Source organism: Marinobacter excellens LAMA 842 (genome assembly GCF_001574445.1).
Classification (GTDB): domain Bacteria; phylum Pseudomonadota; class Gammaproteobacteria; order Pseudomonadales; family Oleiphilaceae; genus Marinobacter; species Marinobacter shengliensis.
This window is the reverse complement of sequence record NZ_LOCO01000028.1, coordinates 25089-46136: the sequence shown is the minus strand read 5'-3', so window position 1 is coordinate 46136 and position 21048 is coordinate 25089. Positions and strand designations below refer to the sequence as shown.

General features: G+C 57.3%; 20 protein-coding genes. 13 read left to right on the top strand and 7 right to left on the bottom strand.

The window, feature by feature from the left end; genetic code table 11:
• Positions 1–60: 60 nt before the first annotated feature.
• Complete coding sequence (locus J122_RS17690; RefSeq protein ID WP_061333446.1) at positions 61–1473, top strand: hypothetical protein; 1413 nt, start codon at positions 61–63, stop codon at positions 1471–1473.
• Positions 1445–1819 (top strand): hypothetical protein, encoded by a 375-nt coding sequence (locus J122_RS17685; RefSeq protein WP_061333445.1) that lies wholly within the window; start codon positions 1445–1447, stop codon positions 1817–1819. Before J122_RS17690 ends, J122_RS17685 begins: the two co-directional genes overlap by 29 nt.
• 66 nt (positions 1820–1885) lie before the next feature.
• Here the strand turns inward: J122_RS17685 and J122_RS27010 are convergent, their stop codons facing one another.
• Positions 1886–2428 carry a cold-shock protein gene (locus J122_RS27010; protein WP_058090268.1) on the bottom strand — a complete coding sequence of 181 codons (543 nt, stop codon included), beginning with the start codon at positions 2426–2428 and terminating at the stop codon, positions 1886–1888.
• Between the two features lie 150 nt (positions 2429–2578).
• Between J122_RS27010 and J122_RS17675 the strand changes: the two genes are divergently transcribed.
• Positions 2579–2797 carry a SlyX family protein gene (locus J122_RS17675; protein WP_058090267.1) on the top strand — a complete coding sequence of 73 codons (219 nt, stop codon included), beginning with the start codon at positions 2579–2581 and terminating at the stop codon, positions 2795–2797.
• Positions 2798–2839: 42 nt separating this feature from the next.
• On the opposite strand, the gene dapE is transcribed toward J122_RS17675, so the two are convergent.
• From dapE to map, 6 genes are all read right to left on the bottom strand, one after another.
• Positions 2840–3970, bottom strand: coding sequence for a succinyl-diaminopimelate desuccinylase (gene dapE / locus J122_RS17670; RefSeq protein WP_061333444.1), 1131 nt, complete (start codon positions 3968–3970; stop codon positions 2840–2842).
• Between the two features lie 113 nt (positions 3971–4083).
• Complete coding sequence (gene dapD, locus J122_RS17665; RefSeq protein WP_061333443.1) at positions 4084–5112, bottom strand: 2,3,4,5-tetrahydropyridine-2,6-dicarboxylate N-succinyltransferase; 1029 nt, start codon at positions 5110–5112, stop codon at positions 4084–4086.
• A 126-nt stretch (positions 5113–5238) separates the two neighbouring features.
• Entirely contained in the window at positions 5239–5580 is a 342-nt protein-coding gene (locus tag J122_RS17660) for an ArsC family reductase (RefSeq protein WP_061333442.1), read from the bottom strand.
• A gap of 103 nt (positions 5581–5683) precedes the next feature.
• Complete coding sequence (dapC, locus tag J122_RS17655; RefSeq protein WP_061333441.1) at positions 5684–6880, bottom strand: succinyldiaminopimelate transaminase; 1197 nt, start codon at positions 6878–6880, stop codon at positions 5684–5686.
• Positions 6877–9522: a [protein-PII] uridylyltransferase gene (locus J122_RS17650; RefSeq protein ID WP_061333440.1), complete on the bottom strand. Its 2646-nt coding sequence runs from the start codon at positions 9520–9522 to the stop codon at positions 6877–6879. Before J122_RS17650 ends, dapC begins: the two co-directional genes overlap by 4 nt.
• Positions 9523–10293 carry a type I methionyl aminopeptidase gene (gene map, locus J122_RS17645; protein WP_061333439.1) on the bottom strand — a complete coding sequence of 257 codons (771 nt, stop codon included), beginning with the start codon at positions 10291–10293 and terminating at the stop codon, positions 9523–9525. It abuts the gene before it with no gap.
• A gap of 273 nt (positions 10294–10566) precedes the next feature.
• Between map and rpsB the strand changes: the two genes are divergently transcribed.
• The 10 genes from rpsB (at position 10567) to J122_RS17595 (ending at position 21006) form a co-directional block, all read left to right on the top strand.
• Positions 10567–11319, top strand: coding sequence for a 30S ribosomal protein S2 (gene rpsB / locus J122_RS17640; RefSeq protein ID WP_058090260.1), 753 nt, complete (start codon positions 10567–10569; stop codon positions 11317–11319).
• 94 nt (positions 11320–11413) lie between these two features.
• Positions 11414–12283, top strand: coding sequence for a translation elongation factor Ts (gene tsf / locus J122_RS17635; protein WP_061333438.1), 870 nt, complete (start codon positions 11414–11416; stop codon positions 12281–12283).
• 180 nt (positions 12284–12463) lie between these two features.
• Positions 12464–13192: a UMP kinase gene (gene pyrH, locus J122_RS17630; RefSeq protein ID WP_058090258.1), complete on the top strand. Its 729-nt coding sequence runs from the start codon at positions 12464–12466 to the stop codon at positions 13190–13192.
• Positions 13193–13262: 70 nt separating this feature from the next.
• A complete protein-coding gene (gene frr / locus J122_RS17625) occupies positions 13263–13820 on the top strand; it encodes a ribosome recycling factor (RefSeq protein ID WP_061333437.1) in 558 nt (185 codons plus the stop codon).
• Positions 13821–13883: 63 nt separating this feature from the next.
• Positions 13884–14654, top strand: coding sequence for a polyprenyl diphosphate synthase (gene uppS / locus J122_RS17620; RefSeq protein WP_061333436.1), 771 nt, complete (start codon positions 13884–13886; stop codon positions 14652–14654).
• A 19-nt stretch (positions 14655–14673) separates the two neighbouring features.
• Positions 14674–15513, top strand: coding sequence for a phosphatidate cytidylyltransferase (locus tag J122_RS17615; protein ID WP_061333435.1), 840 nt, complete (start codon positions 14674–14676; stop codon positions 15511–15513).
• Between the two features lie 2 nt (positions 15514–15515).
• Entirely contained in the window at positions 15516–16700 is a 1185-nt protein-coding gene (gene ispC / locus J122_RS17610) for a 1-deoxy-D-xylulose-5-phosphate reductoisomerase (protein ID WP_061333434.1), read from the top strand.
• Between the two features lie 49 nt (positions 16701–16749).
• Positions 16750–18099, top strand: coding sequence for an RIP metalloprotease RseP (gene rseP / locus J122_RS17605; RefSeq protein WP_061333433.1), 1350 nt, complete (start codon positions 16750–16752; stop codon positions 18097–18099).
• Positions 18100–18144: 45 nt separating this feature from the next.
• Positions 18145–20463 carry an outer membrane protein assembly factor BamA gene (gene bamA / locus J122_RS17600; protein ID WP_061333432.1) on the top strand — a complete coding sequence of 773 codons (2319 nt, stop codon included), beginning with the start codon at positions 18145–18147 and terminating at the stop codon, positions 20461–20463.
• 45 nt (positions 20464–20508) lie between these two features.
• The gene (locus tag J122_RS17595) at positions 20509–21006 is read left to right on the top strand and encodes an OmpH family outer membrane protein (protein ID WP_061333431.1); all 498 of its coding nucleotides are present in this window, start codon (positions 20509–20511) and stop codon (positions 21004–21006) included.
• The last annotated feature ends 42 nt before the right edge of the window (positions 21007–21048 follow it).

Genomic DNA, 21048 nt, shown 5'->3' with positions numbered 1-21048 from the left:
TTGCTGTTCAAACCATGCATCAGGATGATGCTGCCCCAAACCCAAGGAAGGAGAATGCCGATGGATGATTGGCAAGGGTGCCTTGCGCCCCAGTGTCAGACTGCGCTTTTGCAGGCCCGCAACAATGTCGCCAGCCGCGGTGGTTCGGTGATTACGGTTGAAGACTACCTGTTGGCATTGCTCGATGCCGTTCCGGAGGCAGTTTCGTTTCTGAAACGGCAGGGTGTGGACCTGGACGAACTGATTCGCACCATCCAGGGTGAACAACCCATTGTTGCAGAAGTACGTGGCGATGGGGACCTGTCTTCCCAGCTTATCTATTGGATTTCCAGCACCCGTGAAGCGACCGATCAGCCCTGGCTGGACTGGCCTGTACTGTTGCATGGGCTGGTTCACCTTGCCGAGCGCCTGCAAGACAAAGCCTATGTGGCGGTGCTGGAACTGGTCAGCCACTGGCCGAGTGCAGAGGGTGAGGCCTGCACGCCTCCGGCTTCACCTGACCAACCTTTCAGCCCCGTTACGGTGACTGATCCAGCCTGGTTGCAGCTGGCTGAGGACGTTGTGGTGGCTTTATCCGCAAACCGGAATGGGTTGATCTGGGTAGCAGGCCCCCGTGGTAGCGGAAAAACCGCCTGGCTGAGGATGTTGCTGGCGACGCCGGGATTCTCGTGGGTGCAGATGGACTTGCGCCGCCAGGCAGAGGTGATGGCGTCCGATCAGCCGGTGGTCCCATCAGGCGGGGGCGGAGTCGCACAGTGGCCAGCGATGATTCTGGACAATGTGGCACCGCTCGACCTACTGGAACTGATGGGCATGCCGGATGGTGCTGTTCGGGAACTGGTGACAGGATGGCAGGGGCCAATCCTGATGCTGGCATCAGACGACAGGGGTAAAGGACGAACAGACAACCGCCGGTTGGCCGCCATTCTGGGCCGGGAGTTGGAAACCATGGCGATGCCGGGTGTTAGCGAGGCGCAGAGAAGAGCGATCTTGACAGCACACCAGCCAGCCATCGAAAAGCGTTGGAACCTGCAATTGTCGCCGGCAGCGATGGAGTATGCGGCGTCCCGCCAAACACGGAGTATAGCAACGCCCGGCGGTATGCTCGAATGGTTGCACCGGGCAGCCGCCAGGCTTGACCTGTTTGCCAGCCGGGGACCGCTGGAGGCGGTGGCTCTGGCGGCAGAACACGACACCCTTCGGCGCCAGTCCCTGGTGGCCCTCGCCCGGGGGGAGTGTGCTGAGCGGGTAGAGCTGCAGATACAACAACTGGATCTTGAACAAGCCGCCGCTGAGGTGGTTTGGCACGAACGTAAGCGCTCCGGCACCCTGCGCCGGTTATTGGTGGAGGATCTTCGCCAGGAACTGGAACGATGGGTTGCAGCCAGGCCCGGGCCGGTTCACTATGTGCTGAATTGTGAACAACAGCAGGGAGATACCTTGGGTGCAGGACCTGGAAATTTATATTCGTGATCTGGAACCGGCGGCCGTATCCGGTTGGCTGGAGAACCAGCTTGATGACGTTCAACTGGACGATTCGGATGTCACGTCGGTGGTGAAGGGAAGCGCGTTGTTCAATGGTACCCGTTTGCGGATTACCCTGTATCCCGGCGCCTTTGGAAAGAGGTTTACCTCTGTGCTGATGGAGGGCGACGATTTGCCCTGGAACAGCGACCTGGACTGCGCCCGAAGTGCCTGGCGGGCCATGGAAGGGGAGATACGGTGCAGCACCGGTGACTGGAAAGAGGGCGATCCGGTGGAAGATGAGAAGTGGTGGCGCCTGGACCACCGGGGTGAACAACGGGTGGTTTGGAACTGAACCGATCGCTAGAAGGTAAAAAGGCAGCCATTGGAGGCTGCCTTTTTCGTATCCCGTGCTTTGAAATTACTCGCTCAGGATAGACACGTTGTCTGCTTGCAGGCCTTTGTCGGCTTCCACAACGTTGAACCGAACCAGTTGGCCCTGACGCAAGACTCGGCGACCACGACCGCGAATGGCGCGGAAGTGTACGAAGATCTCGTCGCCGCTGTCGCGGACGATGAAGCCAAAGCCTTTCTTGACGTTGAACCACTTGACGGTGCCTTCTTCATCACCTTCCGGTGTGGTGTCGTCAAAATCGTCTTCTTCGTCATCATAAACGTTGTTCTGGCGACTGTTGCGTGCCGGGCGGCTCTGGCTTCTGGAAGCCGGCGCTGCGGAGGGCTGCTTGGTGGCAAGCGCGATGGCCAGAAAACCGGTGATGGCAAAAATAACAAAGGCAATCAGGTACGCTGCAAGGCCTCCAACACTGCCCAGTGCCTCGGCGAGGTTGCCAGCGCTCAGCGCGGCCAGGAATTGCGGTGTGACAGACAGCAGCAGAAACAGTACCAGGGGTGCCGGAATGGCGATCATAAGGGAAAGACGGATCGCTTTGGCTGGATTACGCATTGGCTGAATATTCTCCATGGGTTAACACTAACGATAAAAAGCCAGACATCGGGTAACATGGCATGCCCGGCCAATGAACGCCGCCAATGTTCAATGTTGGCGGTAAAAGGCGGCATCATACCAGATTACCGAAAGGGCTGACCAAATCTCATGAGCAAAAAGACACTGGAAGACAGGCTTGCAGAGCTGGAAATGCGACTTGCGTTCCAGGACGATGTGATCAATACCCTGAGTGAGCAGGTGGCGAAGCAGGAGATGGATATTCGGGAGCTGTGGGATGCCAAGAAGGTGCTGCATAAGCAGTTGAAGGATATTTCGCCTTCGAATATCAAGGCGGAGGAGGATGAGACTCCGCCTCCGCATTATTGAATTTGGAGAAGGTCCGAGAATCCGGGGTCAGACCCCTCAGAGTTAGCCTAGCAGTTCTTCCAGTATCTGTTCGTAGATTTCGGAGAGGGTATCCAGGTCTTCGGCCTTTACGCATTCGTCCACTTTGTGGATGGTGGCGTTGATGGGGCCGAGTTCTACTACCTGTGCTCCAGTCGGTGCGATGAAGCGGCCATCAGAGGTGCCGCCGGAGGTGGACAGCTCGGTCTCGCGGCCGGTGACGGAGCGGATGGCGTTCTGGCTGGCGGCAACCAGGGCGCCCTTGTCGGTCAGGAAGGGGCGGCCGCTCAGGTGCCACTGCAGGTCGTACTTGAGCTGGTGCCGGTCCAGAATGGCCACTACCCGCTCTTCCAGGCTTTCTGCCGTATTTTCGGTGCAGTAGCGGAAGTTGAAGTGCACCAGGCACTCGCCGGGAATGATGTTGCTGCCCACGCCGGATTCAATCCGGGTAATCTGGAACGTGGTCGGCGGGAAGAAGTCGTTGCCGTTGTCCCAGAATTCCCTGGCCAGTGCATCCAGCGCCGGTGCTACGGTGTGCACGGGGTTCTCTGCCAGATGAGGGTAGGCCACGTGGCCTTGTACACCGTGCACCGTCAGGTAGCCGTGCAGGGAGCCCCGGCGGCCGTTCTTGATGACATCACCCACTTGATGGGTGCTGGAGGGCTCGCCAATCAGGCACCAGTCCATCTTTTCGTTACGGGCTTCCAGGGTTTCTACCACTTTCACCGTGCCGTCCTGGGCGGGGCCTTCTTCATCGCTGGTGATCAAGAGGGCAATGGAGCCGCGGTGCTCAGGGTTGTTCGCCACAAACCGTTCGCAGGCGGTAATGAAGGCCGCCAGACTGCCCTTCATGTCTGCCGCGCCCCGGCCATACAGATAGCCATCTTTGATCACGGGATCAAACGGCGGGTGGGCCCAGTTTTTCTCCGGGCCGGTTGGCACCACATCGGTATGGCCGGCAAACGCCAGTACCGGGCCGTCTGAGCCCTTGCGGGCCCACAGGTTATCCGTGTCACCAAACCGCAGGTTCTCGCCTGCAAAGCCCAACGGCGCCAGGCGGGACATCATTAGCTCCTGACAGCCGGCGTCATCCGGCGTAACCGAGCGGCGGCGAATGAGGTCCATGGCGAGTTCTAAAGTGGGTGATAATGACATGCGGGAAACCTGTGTAAAAAAAGAAAATTTGCCACGGACAACACGGACGTTCACGGACATCAAGGAGGGTTTTGTCCGTGATTGTCCGTGTCGTCCGTGGCTAAATCACGCTTTTAGTTGTTAGCGTGCAGCTCTTCGTTCAGTTCAATGGCAGACTTATTGGTTTTGCACTCGACCGCGCCGGTCAGGCTGTTGCGACGGAACAGCAGGTCGTTCTTGCCGGCCAGGTCGCGGGCCTTGATGACTTCTACCTGCTCGTTGTTGTCATCCAGCAGGTTCACCTTGGTGCCAGAGGTGATGTACAGGCCAGCTTCAACGGTGCAGCGATCGCCCAAGGGGATGCCGATGCCGGCGTTGGCGCCGAGCAGGCAGTTTTCGCCCACGGAGATGATGATGTTGCCGCCACCAGACAGGGTACCCATGGTGGAGCAGCCACCGCCCAGGTCAGAGCCCTTGCCGATCATCACGCCGGCAGAAATGCGGCCTTCGATCATGCTGGTGCCTTCGGTGCCGGCGTTGAAGTTGATAAAGCCCTCGTGCATCACGGTGGTGCCTTCGCCCACATAGGCGCCCAGACGAACACGGGCGGTATCGGCAATACGCACACCTTTGGGTACCACGTAGTCGGTCATCTGCGGGAACTTGTCGACCGATTTCACTTCCAGGGTGCGGCCCTCAATACGGGCCTGCAGCTGGCGCTCTGGCAGTTCGTTCAGGTCGACGGCGCCTTCGTTGGTCCAGGCCAGGTTCGGCAGCAGGCCGAAAATGCCGTCCAGCTTTACACTGTGGGGCTTGGCCAGCCGGTGGGAGATCAGGTGCAGCTTCAGATACACTTCCGGGGTGCTGGAGGCGGTATCGTCGGTAGCCAGCACGGTAACAACCACAGGGCGCTTGCTCTCGGCCGCTTTTTCCGCAAGTTTCGCCTGGTCGGTTTGGCCCAGCTGGCGCAGGGCGTTGGCAAACCTGGTCAGTTGCTCGGCTTTAACATCAATGGCCTGGTTACCGCCTTTGTAGTCCAGCGCGGTTTCAACCACGTCGATCAGGTCTTTGCCTGGGGTCATGATCGGCTGCTGGTAATACACCTCCAGCCATTCGCCCTGGTTATTCTGGGTGCCGATGCCAATGCCGAATGCAAAACTCATCTGATCTGCTCCTGTGCTCAATAATTGAAAGAATGTTTGCCACCGACACTCACTGACCTGCACGGACAAAAAAGAATTCTTAATCACTTGTCCGTGTGCGTCTGTGAGTGTCCGTGGCTGAAATAATTAATCAGTCCACGCAGACCATTGGTCTGCGTTAAAGCCCACGGTCACTTCGTCGCCCCGCTCAACCACCGGGCGTTTGATGATGGAGGTATTCTCCAGCATGATCTGGTGGGCGCTTTGGGCGCTAATGGTATCACGAAGCTCGTCGGGAAGTTTTCGCCAGGTCGTGCCCCGCTTGTTGATCAGGGTTTCCCAGCCTATGGCCTGCGCCCACTGGCTCAGCTTCTCGCTGGTCAGGCCGTCTTTCTTGAAGTCGTGGAATTCGTAGGCGATGCCGTTGTCGTCCAGCCACTTTCGGGCTTTTTTCACCGTGTCGCAGTTTCTAATGCCATATAGCTTCATAGTTTTAATGCCTTTTTTGCCACGGACACACACGGACCGGCACGGACAATATCAGTAACTCCTAATCACTTGTCCGTGAGCGTCTGTGAGAGTCCGTGGCTAATCAGTAATTTCTGACGAACTCCGCGATTCGCTGGGCTGCTTCCACACACTCCTCCAGTGGTGCTACCAGCGCCATGCGCACTCGGTTCTCACCTGGGTTGTGGCCATCTACCGTTCGGGACAGGTACCGGCCGGGCAGCACGTGCACGTTCTGTTGTGCAGACAGCTCCTTGGCGAAGGTTTCATCATCCATCGGCGTTTCCGGCCATAGATAGAAACCGGCATCCGGGAAGTCCACGTTCATCACTTCGCGCAGGATGGGCACCACCGCTTCGAACTTGGCCCGGTAGGCGGCGCGGTTTTCCCGCACGTGGTCTTCATCACTCCAGGCGGCAATGCTGGCCAACTGGTTGTGAACGGGCATGGCGCAGCCGTGGTAGGTGCGGTACTTCAGGTAGCCGGTCAGTACCTCGGCATCACCGGCCACAAAGCCGGAGCGCAGGCCGGGCAGGTTGCTGCGCTTGGACAGGCTGTGGAACACAATGCAGCGCTTGAAGTCGTGACGACCGATGGCCGCGCAGGTTTGCAGCAGGCCTTCGGGCGGGGTGGCTTCGTCCGGGTAGAGTTCGGAATAGCATTCATCGGAGGCGACCAGAAAGTCGTGACGGTCGGCCAGTTCGATAACCTTTACCAGAGTCTCCCGGGGGATGACTGCGCCGCTGGGGTTACCCGGGGAGCACAGGAACAAGACCTGGCAGTCTTTCCAGACTGATTCCGGCACCGCGTCGAAATCCGGAATAAAGTTGTTGCTGTTATCACAGGGCAGGTACACGGGGTCGGCGCCGGCCAGGAAAGCGGCACCCTCGTAGATCTGGTAGAACGGATTCGGGCTTACCACGGTGGCCGGTTTGCTGGTATCGACCACCGCCTGAACCAGGGCGAAAATGGCCTCACGGGTACCGTTGACCGGAACCACGTTGCGCGCTGGGTCGAGGGTGCCCTCGGCCAGTTGAAAGCGCTTGCTGGCCCATGTGGCGATGGCTTCGCGCAGTTCGTCGATGCCTTTGGTGGTGGGGTAGTTGGCCAGTTTGTCCAGGTTGTCGGCGATCACCTGTTTCACGAATGCGGGTGATGGGTGCTTGGGCTCGCCAATTCCCAGAGAGATGGGTTTCAGGTGTTCAGGCACCGTAATGCCGGCTTTCAGTTTGGCCAGCTTTTCAAACGGGTAAGGGTGAAGTCTTTCGAGATTCGGGTTCATTGAATGTCGTCCAGCATTTTGCAAAGGTCCTGTTGCAGGGCCTGGCACACGCCCGGGTCGCGCAGTGGCTCTCCGTGTTCATCGGTGATGAAGAACACGTCTTCCACGCGCTCGCCCAGGGTGGCGATCTTGGCGTTGGTCAGTCGCACCCGGTGTTCCAGCAGCACCTGGCCGATGCGGGCCAGAAGGCCGGGGCGGTCCGGGGTGATGACTTCCATCACCGTGCGCTGATTGATGGTGTCATTGGAAAACGTCACTTCGGTTGGGAAAGCAAAGTGCTTCAGCTGCCGGGGCGTGCGCCGGTGGATGATGTCCGGGTAGTCTTCCGGGTCATCGAGTTCTTCGATCAGGCGCTTGCGCACTCTTTCCTTGCGGGCCGGATCAACGCCCAGTGGCTGACCCTGTTCATCCAATACCACGTAGGAGCTGATCGAGTGGGGGCCTTCGCTGGAGTTGATGCGGGCATCCACGATGTTCAGGTTTAGCTGTTCCAGCACCGCCGTGGTTGCCGCAAACAGGGCAACCCGGTCTTTCATGTAGATAATGATCTGTGAGTAACCGTCTGTCGGCCCGCCCCGGGTGTCACGAATCAGCACCAATGGGTCCGGGTTGTCGCCGTGGCGAATGATGGCTGCCGTCTGCCAGGCAATATCCACGGTGGAATCCTGCAGGAAGTAGTCCTCGTCTACGGTTTCCCAGATAGGATCAATCTGCTCATCGGTCATATTCTGTGCGTGCAGGATTTGACGGGCTTCTTCCCTGGTGGCGCGTATCCAGGCCTGGCGGTCTACTGGCGTGTCGGTGCCACGGCGCAAGGCGCGCTTGGCTTCAATGTAAAGCTGGCGCAGCAAGGATGCGCGCCAGGTGTTCCAGAGTTTTGGATTGGTGGCGCTGATGTCGCACACCGTAAGAATGTACAGGTAATCCAGATGGGCCTGGCTGGGCATTGCGCGGGCAAAGGCCTGGATGATGTCCGGGTCTGAAATGTCCTTGCGCTGGGCGGTCATGGACATCAGCAGGTGGTTTTCCACCAGCCATGACACCAGCTGGGTGTCCCGCTCACTCAAGTGGTGGCGTTCACAGAAGGCTTCTGCGTCAATGGCGCCCAGTTCTGAGTGGTCACCGCCACGGCCCTTGGCCACATCGTGATACAGGCCAGCAATAAACAGCGTTTCCAGTTTGGGCAACCGATGAATCAGCCGGGAGGCCAGGGGGTATTCATTGCGCACGTCGGTACTGTTCAGCCGCGCCATATTGCGGATCACGCGCATGGTGTGGGCATCGACCGTGTATATATGGAAGAGGTCGTGCTGCATCTGGCCGATGATCTGGCCAAACTCCGGCAGGTAGCGGCCCAGTACGTTGTACTTTTTCATGGCAGACAGAGTCTGGTCCAGGGCGTGTGGCGTGCGTAACAGTTCCATGAACAGGGTGGTGACTGCCAGGTCGGACCGGAAGGCGTCGTCAATCAGGTGCCGGTGAGCCCTTAAGGAGCGGATGGTGGTCGCACGGATGCCCTTGATTTCAGGGTGCTGGGCCATCAGTACGAAGATTTCCATGATGGCGTAGGGGGCGTAGGCGAATACCTGGTTGTTGATGGCTTCTATATACAGGTTGCGAATTTGGAAGCGTTTGTTCAGGGGGCGGATTTCGTCTTCACTGCCCTCGCCGATAATGGCTTCGTCGTAGTACTGCAGGATAACGTCAGCCAGCTCCGCCAGGGCCAGCACCGTGCGGTAGTAGGACTGCATCATCAGCTCTACGCCCAGCCGTTTGCCTTCATCTTTGTAGCCGAGCATTTCCGCGAGCGCACGTTGATGGTCAAACAGCAGCCGGTTTTCATTGCGGTCGGCGATCAGTTGCAGGCCATAACGCAATTGCCAGAGGAAGGTTTCGCCCTGGTGCAGGATCTGGTGTTCTTCTTCGGTCAGAATGCTGAAGCGGGTGAGGTCGGCAATGTTCTGCAGGCCAAAGTGGCGTTTGGTGATCCAGCCGATGGTCTGGATGTCCCGAAGCGCGCCGGGGGAACCTTTAACGTTCGGCTCCAGGTTGTATTCGGTGTCGCCGTACTTTTTGTGGCGCTGTTGCTGCTCTTCCCGCTTGGCCAGAAAGTAGTCACGATCCGAGCTGACCTCGTCGGAATAGACCAGCTCACTGAGCTCTGCCCGCAGTCCATCGGGGCCGGCGATGGTTCGGGTCTCCAGCAGGTTGGTCAGGATGGTGATGTCCTGCCGGGCGGAGGAGAGGCACTCTTCCATGCTGCGCACACTGTGACCGATATCCAGCTTGAGGTCCCAGAGCAGGGTAACGAATGCGCCCAGGTCATCCTGCCAGGCCTCTTCTATGCCGTGGCGGGTCAGGATAAGCAGGTCTATGTCTGAGTGGGGGTGTAGTTCGCCGCGCCCGTAGCCGCCGACGGCGACCAGGGCAATGTCGGAGGAGCGGGAAAATGGGTACCGATTCCAGATCAGCCTGAGCACTTTGTCTATGGTGTTGGCTCTGGCATGAACCAGGGCTCTTACATCGGCACCCTGGCGGAAAGCTTCGGCGTCAGCATTATAGCTTTCCCGTAACAGTTCCCTGGCGGCAAATACCGGTGAGGTGTCGTTGCTGATACGGGATTCCAGCTCGCTTCGGTCCACTTAGAATGACTCTTCCGATCGTTTGGTCAGCACTTCATAGCCGTCAGCGGTCACCAGGATGGTGTGCTCCCACTGGGCAGACAGTTTGTGGTCCTTGGTGACCACCGTCCAGCCATCGGCCATCAGCTTGGTTTGGTATTTGCCCTGGTTGATCATCGGTTCGATGGTGAAGGTCATGCCTTCCTGCAGTTCCATCCCGGTGTCGGGCTTGCCGTAATGCATCACCTGCGGCTCCTCGTGGAACACCTTGCCAATGCCGTGGCCGCAGTAGTCTCTTACCACGGAATAACGATGTTTCTCGGCATGCTGCTGGATGACGTGGCCAATGTCGCCCAGGCGGGTGCCGGGTTTGACCAGTTCAATACCTTTATATAGGCACTCCTGGGTGATCTGGATCAGGCGTTCGGTACCGGGCTTGGGTTTGCCAACGACCCACATCTTGCTGGTGTCGCCGTGGTACTCATCCTTTATAACGGTGACGTCAATGTTAATGATGTCGCCGTCTTTCAGAATTTTCTTTTCGGTCGGGATACCGTGGCAGATCACATGATTGACCGATGTACAGATGGATTTCGGGAAACCCTTGTAGTTGAGCGGCGCCGGAATAGCCTGCTGTTTGTTGACGATGTAATCGTGGGCGATGCTGTTGAGCTCCTCGGTAGAAATTCCGGGCTTTACGTGTTCGTCCAGCATTTCCAGAACTTCGGCCGCCAGCCGGCCGGCCACGCGCATTTTTTCAATTTCTTCGGGAGTCTTGATGGATACTTGCATCGCTATACCTGTTGATTTGCATCAAACAGGCATTTTAAGGGCCTGAGGGGTCAGGTACAAGGCGAGCTGCCTGCTATCGTGACTATAGGGTTGCGCTAAAAATAATGGCACCCCGGTGTCGCTTTATGGTATAAACGCGCCCGCCGGAAACGAATCCGGCAAATTCACACACGTGTCAGCACGTTGTCCCAGGGTGCCAGCTCCTGTTTAAAGGAGGCTGGTTGGGGCAATCGGACGCGTGGAGGACTAACCCGAAGCTAAAAGGTAAATATCATGGCTCAGGTAAATATGCGTGACCTGCTCAAAGCAGGTGCTCACTTTGGTCACCAGACCCGTTACTGGAACCCGAAAATGGGTAAGTACATTTTCGGTGCCCGCAACAAGATTCATATCATCAACCTTGAGCAGACTGTTCCTGCCATGAACGAAGCGCTGAATGTGATTCAGCAGCTGGCAGAGAGCAAGAACAAGATCCTGTTCGTTGGCACCAAGCGTGCTGCGTCCAAGATCATCAAGGAAGAAGCTCAGCGTTCCGGCCAGCCCTACGTTAACCATCGCTGGTTGGGTGGCATGCTGACCAACTACAAGACCATCCGTCAGTCTATTCGCCGCTACCGTGATCTGGAAGCCCAGAGCAAAGACGGTACTTTCGACAAGCTGACCAAGAAAGAAGCCCTTGAGCGTACCCGTGAAATGGACAAGCTCGAGCGCTCCATCGGTGGTATCAAGGATATGGGCGGCCTGCCTGACGCGCTGTTCGTTATCGACGTGGATCACGAGCGTATCGCTATCAAGGAAGCCAATAAGCTGGGTATTCCTGTTATCGGTGTTGTTGATACCAACAGCGATCCGGACGGCGTTGATTACGTAATCCCGGGTAACGATGACGCCATCCGCGCCATCCAGATCTACGTGAAGGCTGTTGCCGATACCTGCCTGGAAGCTTCCCAGTCTGCAGGCGCTGGCGCTGACGAGTTTGTTGAAGTCAGCGAAGACGCTGCGGGCGCCGCTCCGGCTGCCGAGTAACACTTAAACTTCACGTTTGAGTTGTAAGGTATGCCCGCTCGTTAATCCGGGCATACCTCCCCACCGAATTCGGAAACGATTAAGAGGACTGAACATGGCTGCAATTACCGCTGCAATGGTCAAAGAGCTGCGTGAGCGTACCGGCCTTGGCATGATGGAATGCAAGAAGGCACTGGTTGAAGCCGGTGGTGACGTTGACGCCGCAATCGAAGAGCTGCGCAAGTCTTCCGGTCTGAAAGCCGCCAAGAAAGCCGGCCGTACCGCCGCTGAAGGCGTGTCTCTGGTTAAAGTGTCTGACGACAACACCGTTGCCTACATTCTGGAAGTGAACTCCGAGACAGACTTTGTTGCTCGTGACGACAACTTCATGAACTTCGCCAACGACGTTCTGAACGTTGCCTTCGAAAAAGGTGAAACCGACGTTGCGGCCCTGATGGCTGGCGATCTGGAAGCCAAGCGTGAGGCGCTGGTTCAGAAGATCGGCGAGAACATCACGGTTCGTCGCATCATCAAGGTGGAAGGTCCGGTTGTGGGCGGTTACGTTCACAGCAACAACAAGATTGCCTCTGTTGTGGCCCTGACTGCAGGTAACGAAGAGCTGGCTCGTGACATCGCGATGCACGTGGCTGCTGTTAACCCGCGCGTTGGCAAGCCCGACGACATGCCGGCTGAAGAGCTGGAAAAAGAGAAAGAGATCATCAAGGCGCAGCCGGATATGGAAGGCAAGCCTGCTGAGATCATCGAAAAGATGATGGGTGGCCGCATCAAGAAGTTCCTGGCTGAGAACAGCCTGATTGAGCAGCCGTTCGTCAAGAACCCCGACCAGAAAGTGGGCGACCTGATCAAAGCGGCCGGTGGCGAGCTGGTTGGTTTCGTTCGCCTGGAAGTGGGTGAAGGCATCGAGAAAGAAGAAGTGGATTTCGCTGCTGAAGTGGCTGCTGCCGCTGGCACAGGCAAGGCCTGATCCTCTTCTGAGCGCTGTCACGCAAGGTGGCAGTGCTTACCTGAGTCTGCCACGTCAGTCGGGTACGCCCGGCTTTCGTGGCGGGCTTGTATCTGAGATACCCCTTTTTCGAGGAGTATGTCAGATACAAGCCTGCAACGGGTTTGCGCCGGATAGCCAACAGACGATAAGGGGATCACCATGCCGACATCTTCAAAAAACCAGCCCAGATACAAGCGTGTTCTGCTGAAGCTCAGTGGCGAGGCCCTGATGGGCGATCACGATTTCGGTATTGATCCCAAAGTTCTTGATCGCATGGCGCTTGAAATCGGTGCCCTGGTCGGTATTGGCGTACAAGTGGGGTTGGTGATTGGCGGTGGTAACCTGTTCCGGGGGGCAGCGCTAAGTGCCGCAGGCCTTGACCGTGTGACGGGGGACCACATGGGTATGCTGGCCACGGTCATGAATGGTCTGGCCATGCGTGATGCGCTTGAACGTTCCAATATCCGGACCCGTGTGATGTCTGCCATTCCAATGAGCGGCATTGTTGAGCATTATGACCGCCGGCGCGCAGTACGTGACCTGAAAGAGGGTGACGTGGTTATTTTCAGCGCAGGTACCGGTAATCCGTTCTTCACCACAGACTCCGCCGCTTGCCTGCGGGGTATCGAGATCGAGGCCGATGCCGTGCTGAAGGCCACCAAGGTTGACGGTGTCTACAATGCGGATCCCCATCTTGACCCCAGCGCTGTAAAATACGATTACCTGACCTACGATGAGGTTCTGGACAAAAAGCTCGGGGTGATGGACCTCACGGCTATCTGCCTGGCCCGGGATCATGGTATGCCGCTGCGCGTGTTCAATATGAGCCAGCCGGGCGTTCTGACCCGCATTGTGACTGGCGAGAAAGAAGGCACATTGATTGAATAATTGGTTGCCGGCTGCGGAAAGATGGCCGGATACTGCACTATAACCAGACGAACGTTTCGAGGATGCTGACGTGATAAACGATATCAAAGCAGATGCCGAGAAGAAGATGAAGAAGAGCCTGGAGGCTCTGCACTCGGCTTTCAACAAGATTCGCACCGGCCGTGCCCACCCTGCGATTCTGGACAGTGTGATGGTGAACTACTACGGTCAGGAAACGCCGCTGAAGCAGATTGCCAGCGTTAACGTTGAAGACAATCGCACCCTGATGGTTGCCCCTTGGGAGAAGAATCTCGTTCCCACCATCGAAAAGGCCATCATGACGTCGGATCTGGGACTGAATCCGTCTACCAGCGGTGATGTGATTCGTGTGCCCATGCCCATGCTGACCGAAGAAACCCGTAAGGAAATGGTCAAGCAGGCGAAAGCGGATGCCGAGCATGGTCGGGTGTCCATCCGTAACGCTCGCCGCGATGCCAACAGCATGATCAAAGACCTGCTCAAAGAAAAAGAGATCAGTGAGGACGATCAGCGCCGGGGCGAAGACGAAGTCCAGAAACTGACTGACAAGTACATCGCTGAAGTCGACAAGATGCTGAAGGCGAAGGAAGAGGACCTGATGGCGGTCTGACCGCCAGGTCCATTCAGTAGAAAGCACGCGGCGGGGTGGATGCTCCGCCGCACAGAGGGTTTCATGACGGCACAAATAACCGCAGAAATTCCGGTGATGGCAGACAACTGTCCCCGGCATGTGGCCATTATCATGGATGGCAATAACCGCTGGGCCAAGGCCCATCGGCTCAAAGGAGTGGCTGGTCACAAGGCTGGTGTGGATGCGGTAAAGGCCGTGGTGGAAACCTGCGCCAGGGAAGGGGTGGAGGTGCTCACCCTGTTCGCTTTCTCCAGCGAGAACTGGCGTCGCCCGAAAGACGAAGTGTCGGCTTTGATGAGGCTTTTCCTGATTGCCCTTGAGCGCGAGGTCCGGAAGCTTCATCGCAACAATATCCGCTTGCGCATAATAGGCGATCGCTCGGCTTTCAATCCAACGCTTCAGGAGCACATGGAGAAAGCCGAGACGCTGACCCGCGACAACACGGCGATGACCCTGGTGATTGCGGCGAACTACGGAGGCCACTGGGACATAACCCAGGCAACCCGGAAGGTGGCAGAGCAGGTTCGGATTGGTCAACTTGAACCGTCAGACATTACCGACGACCTGATCCAGCAGCACCTCAGTATCGGCGACCTGCCCATGCCGGACCTGATGATCCGTACCGCCGGCGAGCAGCGCATCAGCAACTTCCTGTTGTGGCACCTGGCCTATACCGAGTTCTACTTTTCCAGCGTTTACTGGCCGGATTTCAAGGCTGAGGAAATGCGCAAGGCACTGGAAGCCTACAGCCGTCGCCAGCGTCGTTTCGGGCAAACCGACGACCAGATCGCGGCGCGAGCTTCACAACAATAACGATACAGCGACTTATACCGTGTTAAAAACCCGCATCATCACAGCTCTTATTCTTGCTCCCATCGCGATTGGCGGCATCTTTTTTACATCACCCCTGGGGTTTGCCCTGTTCACCGGCGCGATCATCACTCTGGGTGCCTGGGAATGGGCGAATATGTCCGGCATTGAGGCGCAGCCGGGCCGGGTTATCTACGCCGCTGTTGTTGCAGCGTTACTCTATGGGCTGCTGAACGTGCCTTCGGTGGCTGTGCTCTGGCTTGCCGTGATTTGGTGGCTGGTGTGCTTCTGGCTGGTGCGCCGGTATCCGGCTGGATCGGATTCCTGGGGTGCCGTGCCAGTGCGAGCGGTGATGGGCCTGCTGGTGCTGATACCGGCCTGGGTGGGGTTGAACCACCTGCGAACCGGAGGCTTTCAGTTTGGTGACCTGGCAGATAACCGCCTGGCGATTCTCTATATATTTCTTGTGGTTTGGGTGGCGGATATTGGCGCCTATTTTGCGGGCAGAGCGTTCGGCAAGGCCAAACTGGCGCCCCGGGTCAGCCCCGGTAAGTCCTGGGCCGGTGTGTGGGGTGGCCTGGCGGCGGTCGCCTTGCTTGCCGTTGTCGCCAGCCAGCTGGCTGGCGCCACGCCTGTTCAAATGGCTCTGTTGATCGTTGCCACACTGGTCACCGGTTTTGTGTCGGTGCTGGGCGACCTTCTTGAAAGCATGCTCAAGCGGTTCCGGGGTATCAAGGACAGCAGTCAATTGCTGCCCGGCCATGGCGGGATCATGGATCGCATCGATAGCCTGACTGCCGCCATTCCTGTATTTGCCCTGATAATCACCCTGCTGGGTTGGTTGACCACCGGTCACTGGTAACTATGACAACACGTTGCATTACCGTATTGGGGGCAACGGGCTCCATCGGGCTCAGCACCCTGGATGTGATTCGCCGACACCCGGGCCGGTTCTCGGTCTACGCGCTGACAGCGGGCACGCGGGCATGGGAGTTGGCAACCCTGTGCCGGGAGTTTCGCCCCAAGGTAGCTGTCATGGCCAGTGAGCGCGCTGCGGACGAGCTCAGGGAGTTGCTGGCCGATTGCCCGGATACCCAGGTGCTCGGGGGTGAGGCAGGCCTCTGTGCCGTGGCTGCTGCGAGCGACGCCGATACAGTCATGGCCGCCATTGTTGGCGCTGCGGGCCTGGCGCCAACCTTATCGGCAGTGCGGGCCGGAAAGCGGGTACTGCTGGCCAACAAGGAAGCGTTGGTGATGTCGGGCCAGTTGTTTATGGACGCGGTAATCGCCTCAGGCTCGGAGTTGCTGCCCATCGACTCTGAGCACAACGCCATTTTCCAGTGCATGCCAGCAGACAAAATTCGGGATCCGAAGGCCGCCGGTATTACCCGGATCCTGTTGACCGCCTCTGGTGGGCCGTTTCGAACCATGGCAGCAGAAGAGCTCCGCAGTGTTACTCCGTCTCAGGCCTGTGCGCACCCGAACTGGTCGATGGGCCAGAAGATTTCGGTCGATTCCGCCACGCTGATGAACAAAGGGTTGGAGCTGATTGAAGCCTGCTGGCTGTTCAATACCACGCCAGACCGGGTTGAGGTTCACGTTCATCCGGAGAGTATTATCCATTCCATGGTGGAGTACGCGGACGGCTCTGTTCTGGCTCAACTTGGAAGCCCGGACATGCGTACGCCAATTGCCAACGGGCTGGCCTGGCCCGAGCGTATTGAGGCGGGGGTTGCACCTCTGGACCTGTTTGCCATTGGTAAATTCCATTTTGAACGACCGGATCTCCAGCGCTTCCCCTGCCTGCGGCTGGCCGCCGAGGCTTTCGCCAGTGGTGGCACGGCACCAGCGGTGCTGAATGCCGCCAACGAAGTGGCGGTGGAGGCGTTTCTGGACGGTAAGCTGTGCTTCGCCGATATCCCCGTTATCATAGAGCGGACTTTGGCGGCGACACCGGTCGTCCCAGCGAGCGACTTCGACACCATATTTACCAAGGATGCCGAGGCTCGTAGCCGGGCCAGGGAACAGATAAGCCTGCTGTCTGTCTGAGTCCTGCGAGAATGTTCATGTTGGCCGACGGCCTCAAACCGGAAACTCTATGCAGATTATTCAAACCGTACTGGCACTTGCATTAACACTGGGAATCCTGGTGACCCTGCACGAGTATGGTCACTTCTGGGTGGCTCGGCGGTGTGGCGTCAAGGTGCTCAGATTTTCCGTGGGCTTCGGTAAACCTCTGTTTTCCTGGTACGACCGCCACGGGACCGAGTTTGCAGTGGCGGCGATCCCGTTGGGCGGCTACGTGAAGATGCTTGATGAGCGGGAAGGCCCCGTACCGGAGGGCCTGAAAGATCAGGCCTTTACCTCCAAGCCGCCGTCCCAGAGAATTGCCATCGCTGCTGCCGGCCCGCTGGCAAATTTCCTGTTTGCCATCTTCGCCTACTGGTTGCTGAGCGTAGTGGGCGTAACAACCGTTGCTCCGGTGGTAGGGGATGTGACGCCCGGCAGTGTGGCCGAGAGGGCAGGGTTGCAGCAGGGCATGGAAATCCATGCTGTGGATGGTCACCGGGTGACGTCCTGGCGTGATATTAATATGCGCCTGTTGGAGCGAACCGGAGAACAGGGCCTGGTGACACTTGAGGTGTCACAGAATGGATCAAGAGGCACAGTCGACGGAGCCCTGAATGGCTGGCGTCTGAGCAATGATACGCCTAACCCCCTGGCAGAATTCGGTATCACGCCCTGGCGACCGGCGGTGCCGGCTGTGTTGGGGCAGGTCACCAGTGATGGCCGGGCTGCTGCCGCAGGGCTTCGGAGCGGCGATCGTATTGTTGCCGTGGACGGCGAGCCGGTGGCCGACTGGTTTGCCCTGGTGGACTACATCAGGAATGCGCCGGAAACCGACCTTGAGCTGTCCATAGAGCGTGATGGCACTCCCCTGGAGCTTACCGTTCGCCCGGCTACCCGAACCCTCGACGACGGCCAGGAAATTGGCTTCGTGGGTGCAGGTGTCGAAGCGATCACCTGGCCAGACGAGTTGCTGCGTGAAGTCCGTTACGGCCCCTTTGCGGCCATTCCGAATGCGGTGCATGAAACCTGGGCGGATACCCGACTGACGCTGGTGGCCATCAAGAAAATGGTCACGGGCCTGTTGTCGCCCACCAATCTGAGTGGGCCGATAACCATTGCCCGGGTGGCTGAGGCCAGTGTCAGTTCCGGGTTTGAAGATTTTATCCGTTTTCTGGCCTACCTGAGTGTCAGCCTCGGGGTGCTGAATCTTTTGCCGATTCCTGTATTGGACGGTGGCCACATTGTGTATTACACCATCGAGGCTATACGCCGAAAGCCGGTATCTGAACAGGTTCAGGCACTTGGATTACGAATTGGTATGGCTTTGATTCTGACTTTAATGGTGTTTGCTCTTTACAACGACCTGATGCGGTTGTGAGAATTGCGGGCTCCTTACCGCACATTAACCAGGCGATATAACTGAATGAGACGTTCCCTTCTAGCTGTAGCCGTTGGCCTAGCCATTACCGCAACTGGTATCAAGCCTGTGCTGGCGGATGAATTCACGGTAGCGGATATCGAGGTAGAAGGCCTTCAGCGGGTTTCAGCGGGCTCCGTCTTCTCGGCTTTTCCGGTAAACATTGGCGAGCAGATCGACGAGACCCGTCTGGCCAATGCCATCAAGGAGTTGTTCAGGACCGGTCTGTTTACCGACATCGAAGCCAGCCGTGACAGCGGTGTACTCATTCTGTCGGTCAAGGAGCGCCCTTCCATTTCGTCCATTGAGATCGACGGCAACAAGAACATCGAAACCGATATGTTGATGGATGCGCTGGCGGGCGCCGGGCTGGAAGAAGGTCAGGTTTTCCGTAGAGCGACCCTCGAACGGCTGGAGCTTGAGATCCTGCGCTCCTATATCGCACAGGGCCGTTATAACGCGCGAGTGCGTGCCACGGCTGAAGAACTTCCCAGAAACCGGGTAGCGGTTCGTCTCGATATCAACGAAGGCACTGTTGCCTCAATCAAGCACATTAATATTGTTGGAAATCAGGATTTCAGTGATGAAGAGCTGATCAGCCTGTTTGAGTTGCGCACCAGCAGCTGGTGGAATTCCATTACCAATAAAGACAAGTATGCCCGGGAGCGCCTGAGTGGTGACCTGGAATCGTTGCGTTCATTTTACCTTGACCGCGGTTATCTGGATTTCACCGTAGAATCCAGCCAGGTGTCCATTTCACCGGACAAGCAGCAGGTATTTATCGCCATCTCCCTGGATGAAGGCCCCCAGTATACGATTTCGGACATTCGCCTTCGCGGCAACCTGATCGTCGAAGAAGAAGAGTTGCGCAAACTGATCCCGGTTAAGGAGGGAGATGTATTCTCCCGCGCCCAGATGACCTCCATCTCTGAGGCGTTGTCGTTCCGCCTGGGGCGCGAGGGCTATGCCTTTGCCAACGTCAATGCGGTCCCGGAACCCGGCGAAGACAATACAGCGGCGGTGACCTTCTTTATCGAGCCGGGCAAGCGCGCTTACGTCAGGCGTGTGAATTTTGAGGGCAATATCTCCACCAAGGATGAAGTGTTGCGTCAGGAAATGACCCAGATGGAAGGGGGCGTTGCGTCATCTGATCGCATAGAATTCTCAAAAACCCGATTGGAGCGATTGGGCTTCTTCCAGACTGTAGACGTCGAAACCGTCCCAGTACCTGGAACCGATGATCTGGTGGATGTGAATTACAGTGTCCGTGAACAGCCGACGGGCAGCTTGTCAGCGTCGATCGGTTTTTCCCAGAACTCCGGTGTGATCCTCGGTGCTGCAGTCTCCGAGAACAACTTCTTCGGTACAGGTAAGCGGGTGTCGTTTGGTGTAAACGTCAGCGATTCTGTTAAAAGCGCCAATATTTCCTATCTGGATCCCTACTACACTGTCGACGGCGTCAGCCGTGGTTTCAGTTTGTTTGCCAGAGAAACCGATTTTGAAGAGCAGGATATCTCCTCCTACTTGCTGGATGAATATGGCGCCAGATTAACCTTCGGGTATCCGACAGATGCCATCACCCGGCTCAATTTCGGTGTGGGTGTCACTCAATCCAACCTCAAACCCGGCATCTTTTCCTCGGTTGAGGTGCGTGACTTCATTGCCGACGAAGGTGATTCGTTTACCAACTATTTCCTGTTCGGCAGCTGGCGGCGCAGCACACTGAACCGCGGCGTACTGCCTACTCGCGGTTATAGCCATTCTCTATCGCTGGATGTGGCGGTGCCCGGAAGTGACCTCACGTTCTATAAGGCCACCCACAGAACAGATTTTTATTTCCCGCTGGTCGATACGCAGCGGTGGGTGGTGAGGGCTCGCACTGAGGTGGGTTACGGGGATGGCTATGGCGATCGTACCCAGATGCCGTTCTTTGAGCACTTCTACTCGGGTGGCTATGGTTCGGTGCGTGGTTACCGGGCAAACTCCCTTGGTAATCGTGCTGAGCCGGCAGAGTTTGATTTCTCCAGTCCGGACCCCTTCGGTGGCAACCTGCTGACTGAAGCCGGCCTGGAGCTGATTTTCCCGACACCTTTTGCGGGCGACACCCGTTCCATGCGTACTTCCTTCTTCCTTGACGCAGGCCAGGTGTTCGATACCGATCGCGGCTTCGACCCGGAATTGAAGGAAGTGAGGACCGCGGCTGGTGTGAGTTTCCAGTGGATTACGGCAGTGGGTCCGCTTGCTTTCAGCCTGGCGAAACCGCTTAATGACAAGCCGGGCGATGATACTCAGGTGTTCCAGTTCTCGCTGGGGCAAACCTTCTGATTGCAGTAAACAGAAAAACAAAGGATGAAACACAGGAGATTCCCGATGAAACGTCTATCTGCCATTGTTGGCGCAACTCTGATGGCATTCTCGCTGCAGCTCGCAGCGGAGACTAGAATTGGCGTGGTTGACCTGCGCCAGGCGTTGTTTTCGTCCAACGACGCCCAGTCTTTCAGTGAGAAACTTCAGCAGGATTTTGCTGGCGAAGAAGCCAAGGTTCGTGAGGCCCAGGAACAGGCCCGCAGGCTGAAGGATCGGATCGAGAAAGACGGCGCCATGATGAATGAAAGCGAGCGCAACAAGCTGACCGGTGAGTTCCAGGAGAAAGTGCAGGAGTTCAACTTCCTCAAACAGCGCCTGGACCAGACCGTTGCGCAGCGCAAACAGCAGTTTCTGGAGAACGCTCGTCCTGAAGTAGATGCGGCCGTCAAAGAGCTGCTGGAAGAGCACAATCTGGACCTGATTCTGCCGAGCGAAGCGGTTGTCTACGTTAAGCCGGAGATGAACCTGACCTCGGAATTGCTCGAGAAGCTTAACCGATAAACCTGGCCAGGCACTGTTACTACCGCATCGGGAGAAGGTTCA

Bases quoted from the DNA above. Each gene is read 5' to 3' on its own strand.
- J122_RS17675 (WP_058090267.1), top strand. From the start codon at position 2,579: ATGAGCAAAAAGACACTGGAAGACAGGCTTGCAGAGCTGGAAATGCGA.
- rseP (WP_061333433.1), top strand. From the start codon at position 16,750: ATGCAGATTATTCAAACCGTACTGGCACTTGCATTAACACTGGGAATC.
- dapE (WP_061333444.1), bottom strand. From the start codon at position 3,970: ATGTCATTATCACCCACTTTAGAACTCGCCATGGACCTCATTCGCCGC.
- rpsB (WP_058090260.1), top strand. From the start codon at position 10,567: ATGGCTCAGGTAAATATGCGTGACCTGCTCAAAGCAGGTGCTCACTTT.
- pyrH (WP_058090258.1), top strand. From the start codon at position 12,464: ATGCCGACATCTTCAAAAAACCAGCCCAGATACAAGCGTGTTCTGCTG.
- J122_RS17595 (WP_061333431.1), top strand. From the start codon at position 20,509: ATGAAACGTCTATCTGCCATTGTTGGCGCAACTCTGATGGCATTCTCG.
- uppS (WP_061333436.1), top strand. From the start codon at position 13,884: ATGACGGCACAAATAACCGCAGAAATTCCGGTGATGGCAGACAACTGT.
- ispC (WP_061333434.1), top strand. From the start codon at position 15,516: ATGACAACACGTTGCATTACCGTATTGGGGGCAACGGGCTCCATCGGG.
- J122_RS17660 (WP_061333442.1), bottom strand. From the start codon at position 5,580: ATGAAGCTATATGGCATTAGAAACTGCGACACGGTGAAAAAAGCCCGA.
- dapC (WP_061333441.1), bottom strand. From the start codon at position 6,880: ATGAACCCGAATCTCGAAAGACTTCACCCTTACCCGTTTGAAAAGCTG.
- map (WP_061333439.1), bottom strand. From the start codon at position 10,293: ATGCAAGTATCCATCAAGACTCCCGAAGAAATTGAAAAAATGCGCGTG.
- J122_RS27010 (WP_058090268.1), bottom strand. From the start codon at position 2,428: ATGCGTAATCCAGCCAAAGCGATCCGTCTTTCCCTTATGATCGCCATT.
- tsf (WP_061333438.1), top strand. From the start codon at position 11,414: ATGGCTGCAATTACCGCTGCAATGGTCAAAGAGCTGCGTGAGCGTACC.
- J122_RS17690 (WP_061333446.1), top strand. From the start codon at position 61: ATGGATGATTGGCAAGGGTGCCTTGCGCCCCAGTGTCAGACTGCGCTT.
- bamA (WP_061333432.1), top strand. From the start codon at position 18,145: ATGAGACGTTCCCTTCTAGCTGTAGCCGTTGGCCTAGCCATTACCGCA.
- dapD (WP_061333443.1), bottom strand. From the start codon at position 5,112: ATGAGTTTTGCATTCGGCATTGGCATCGGCACCCAGAATAACCAGGGC.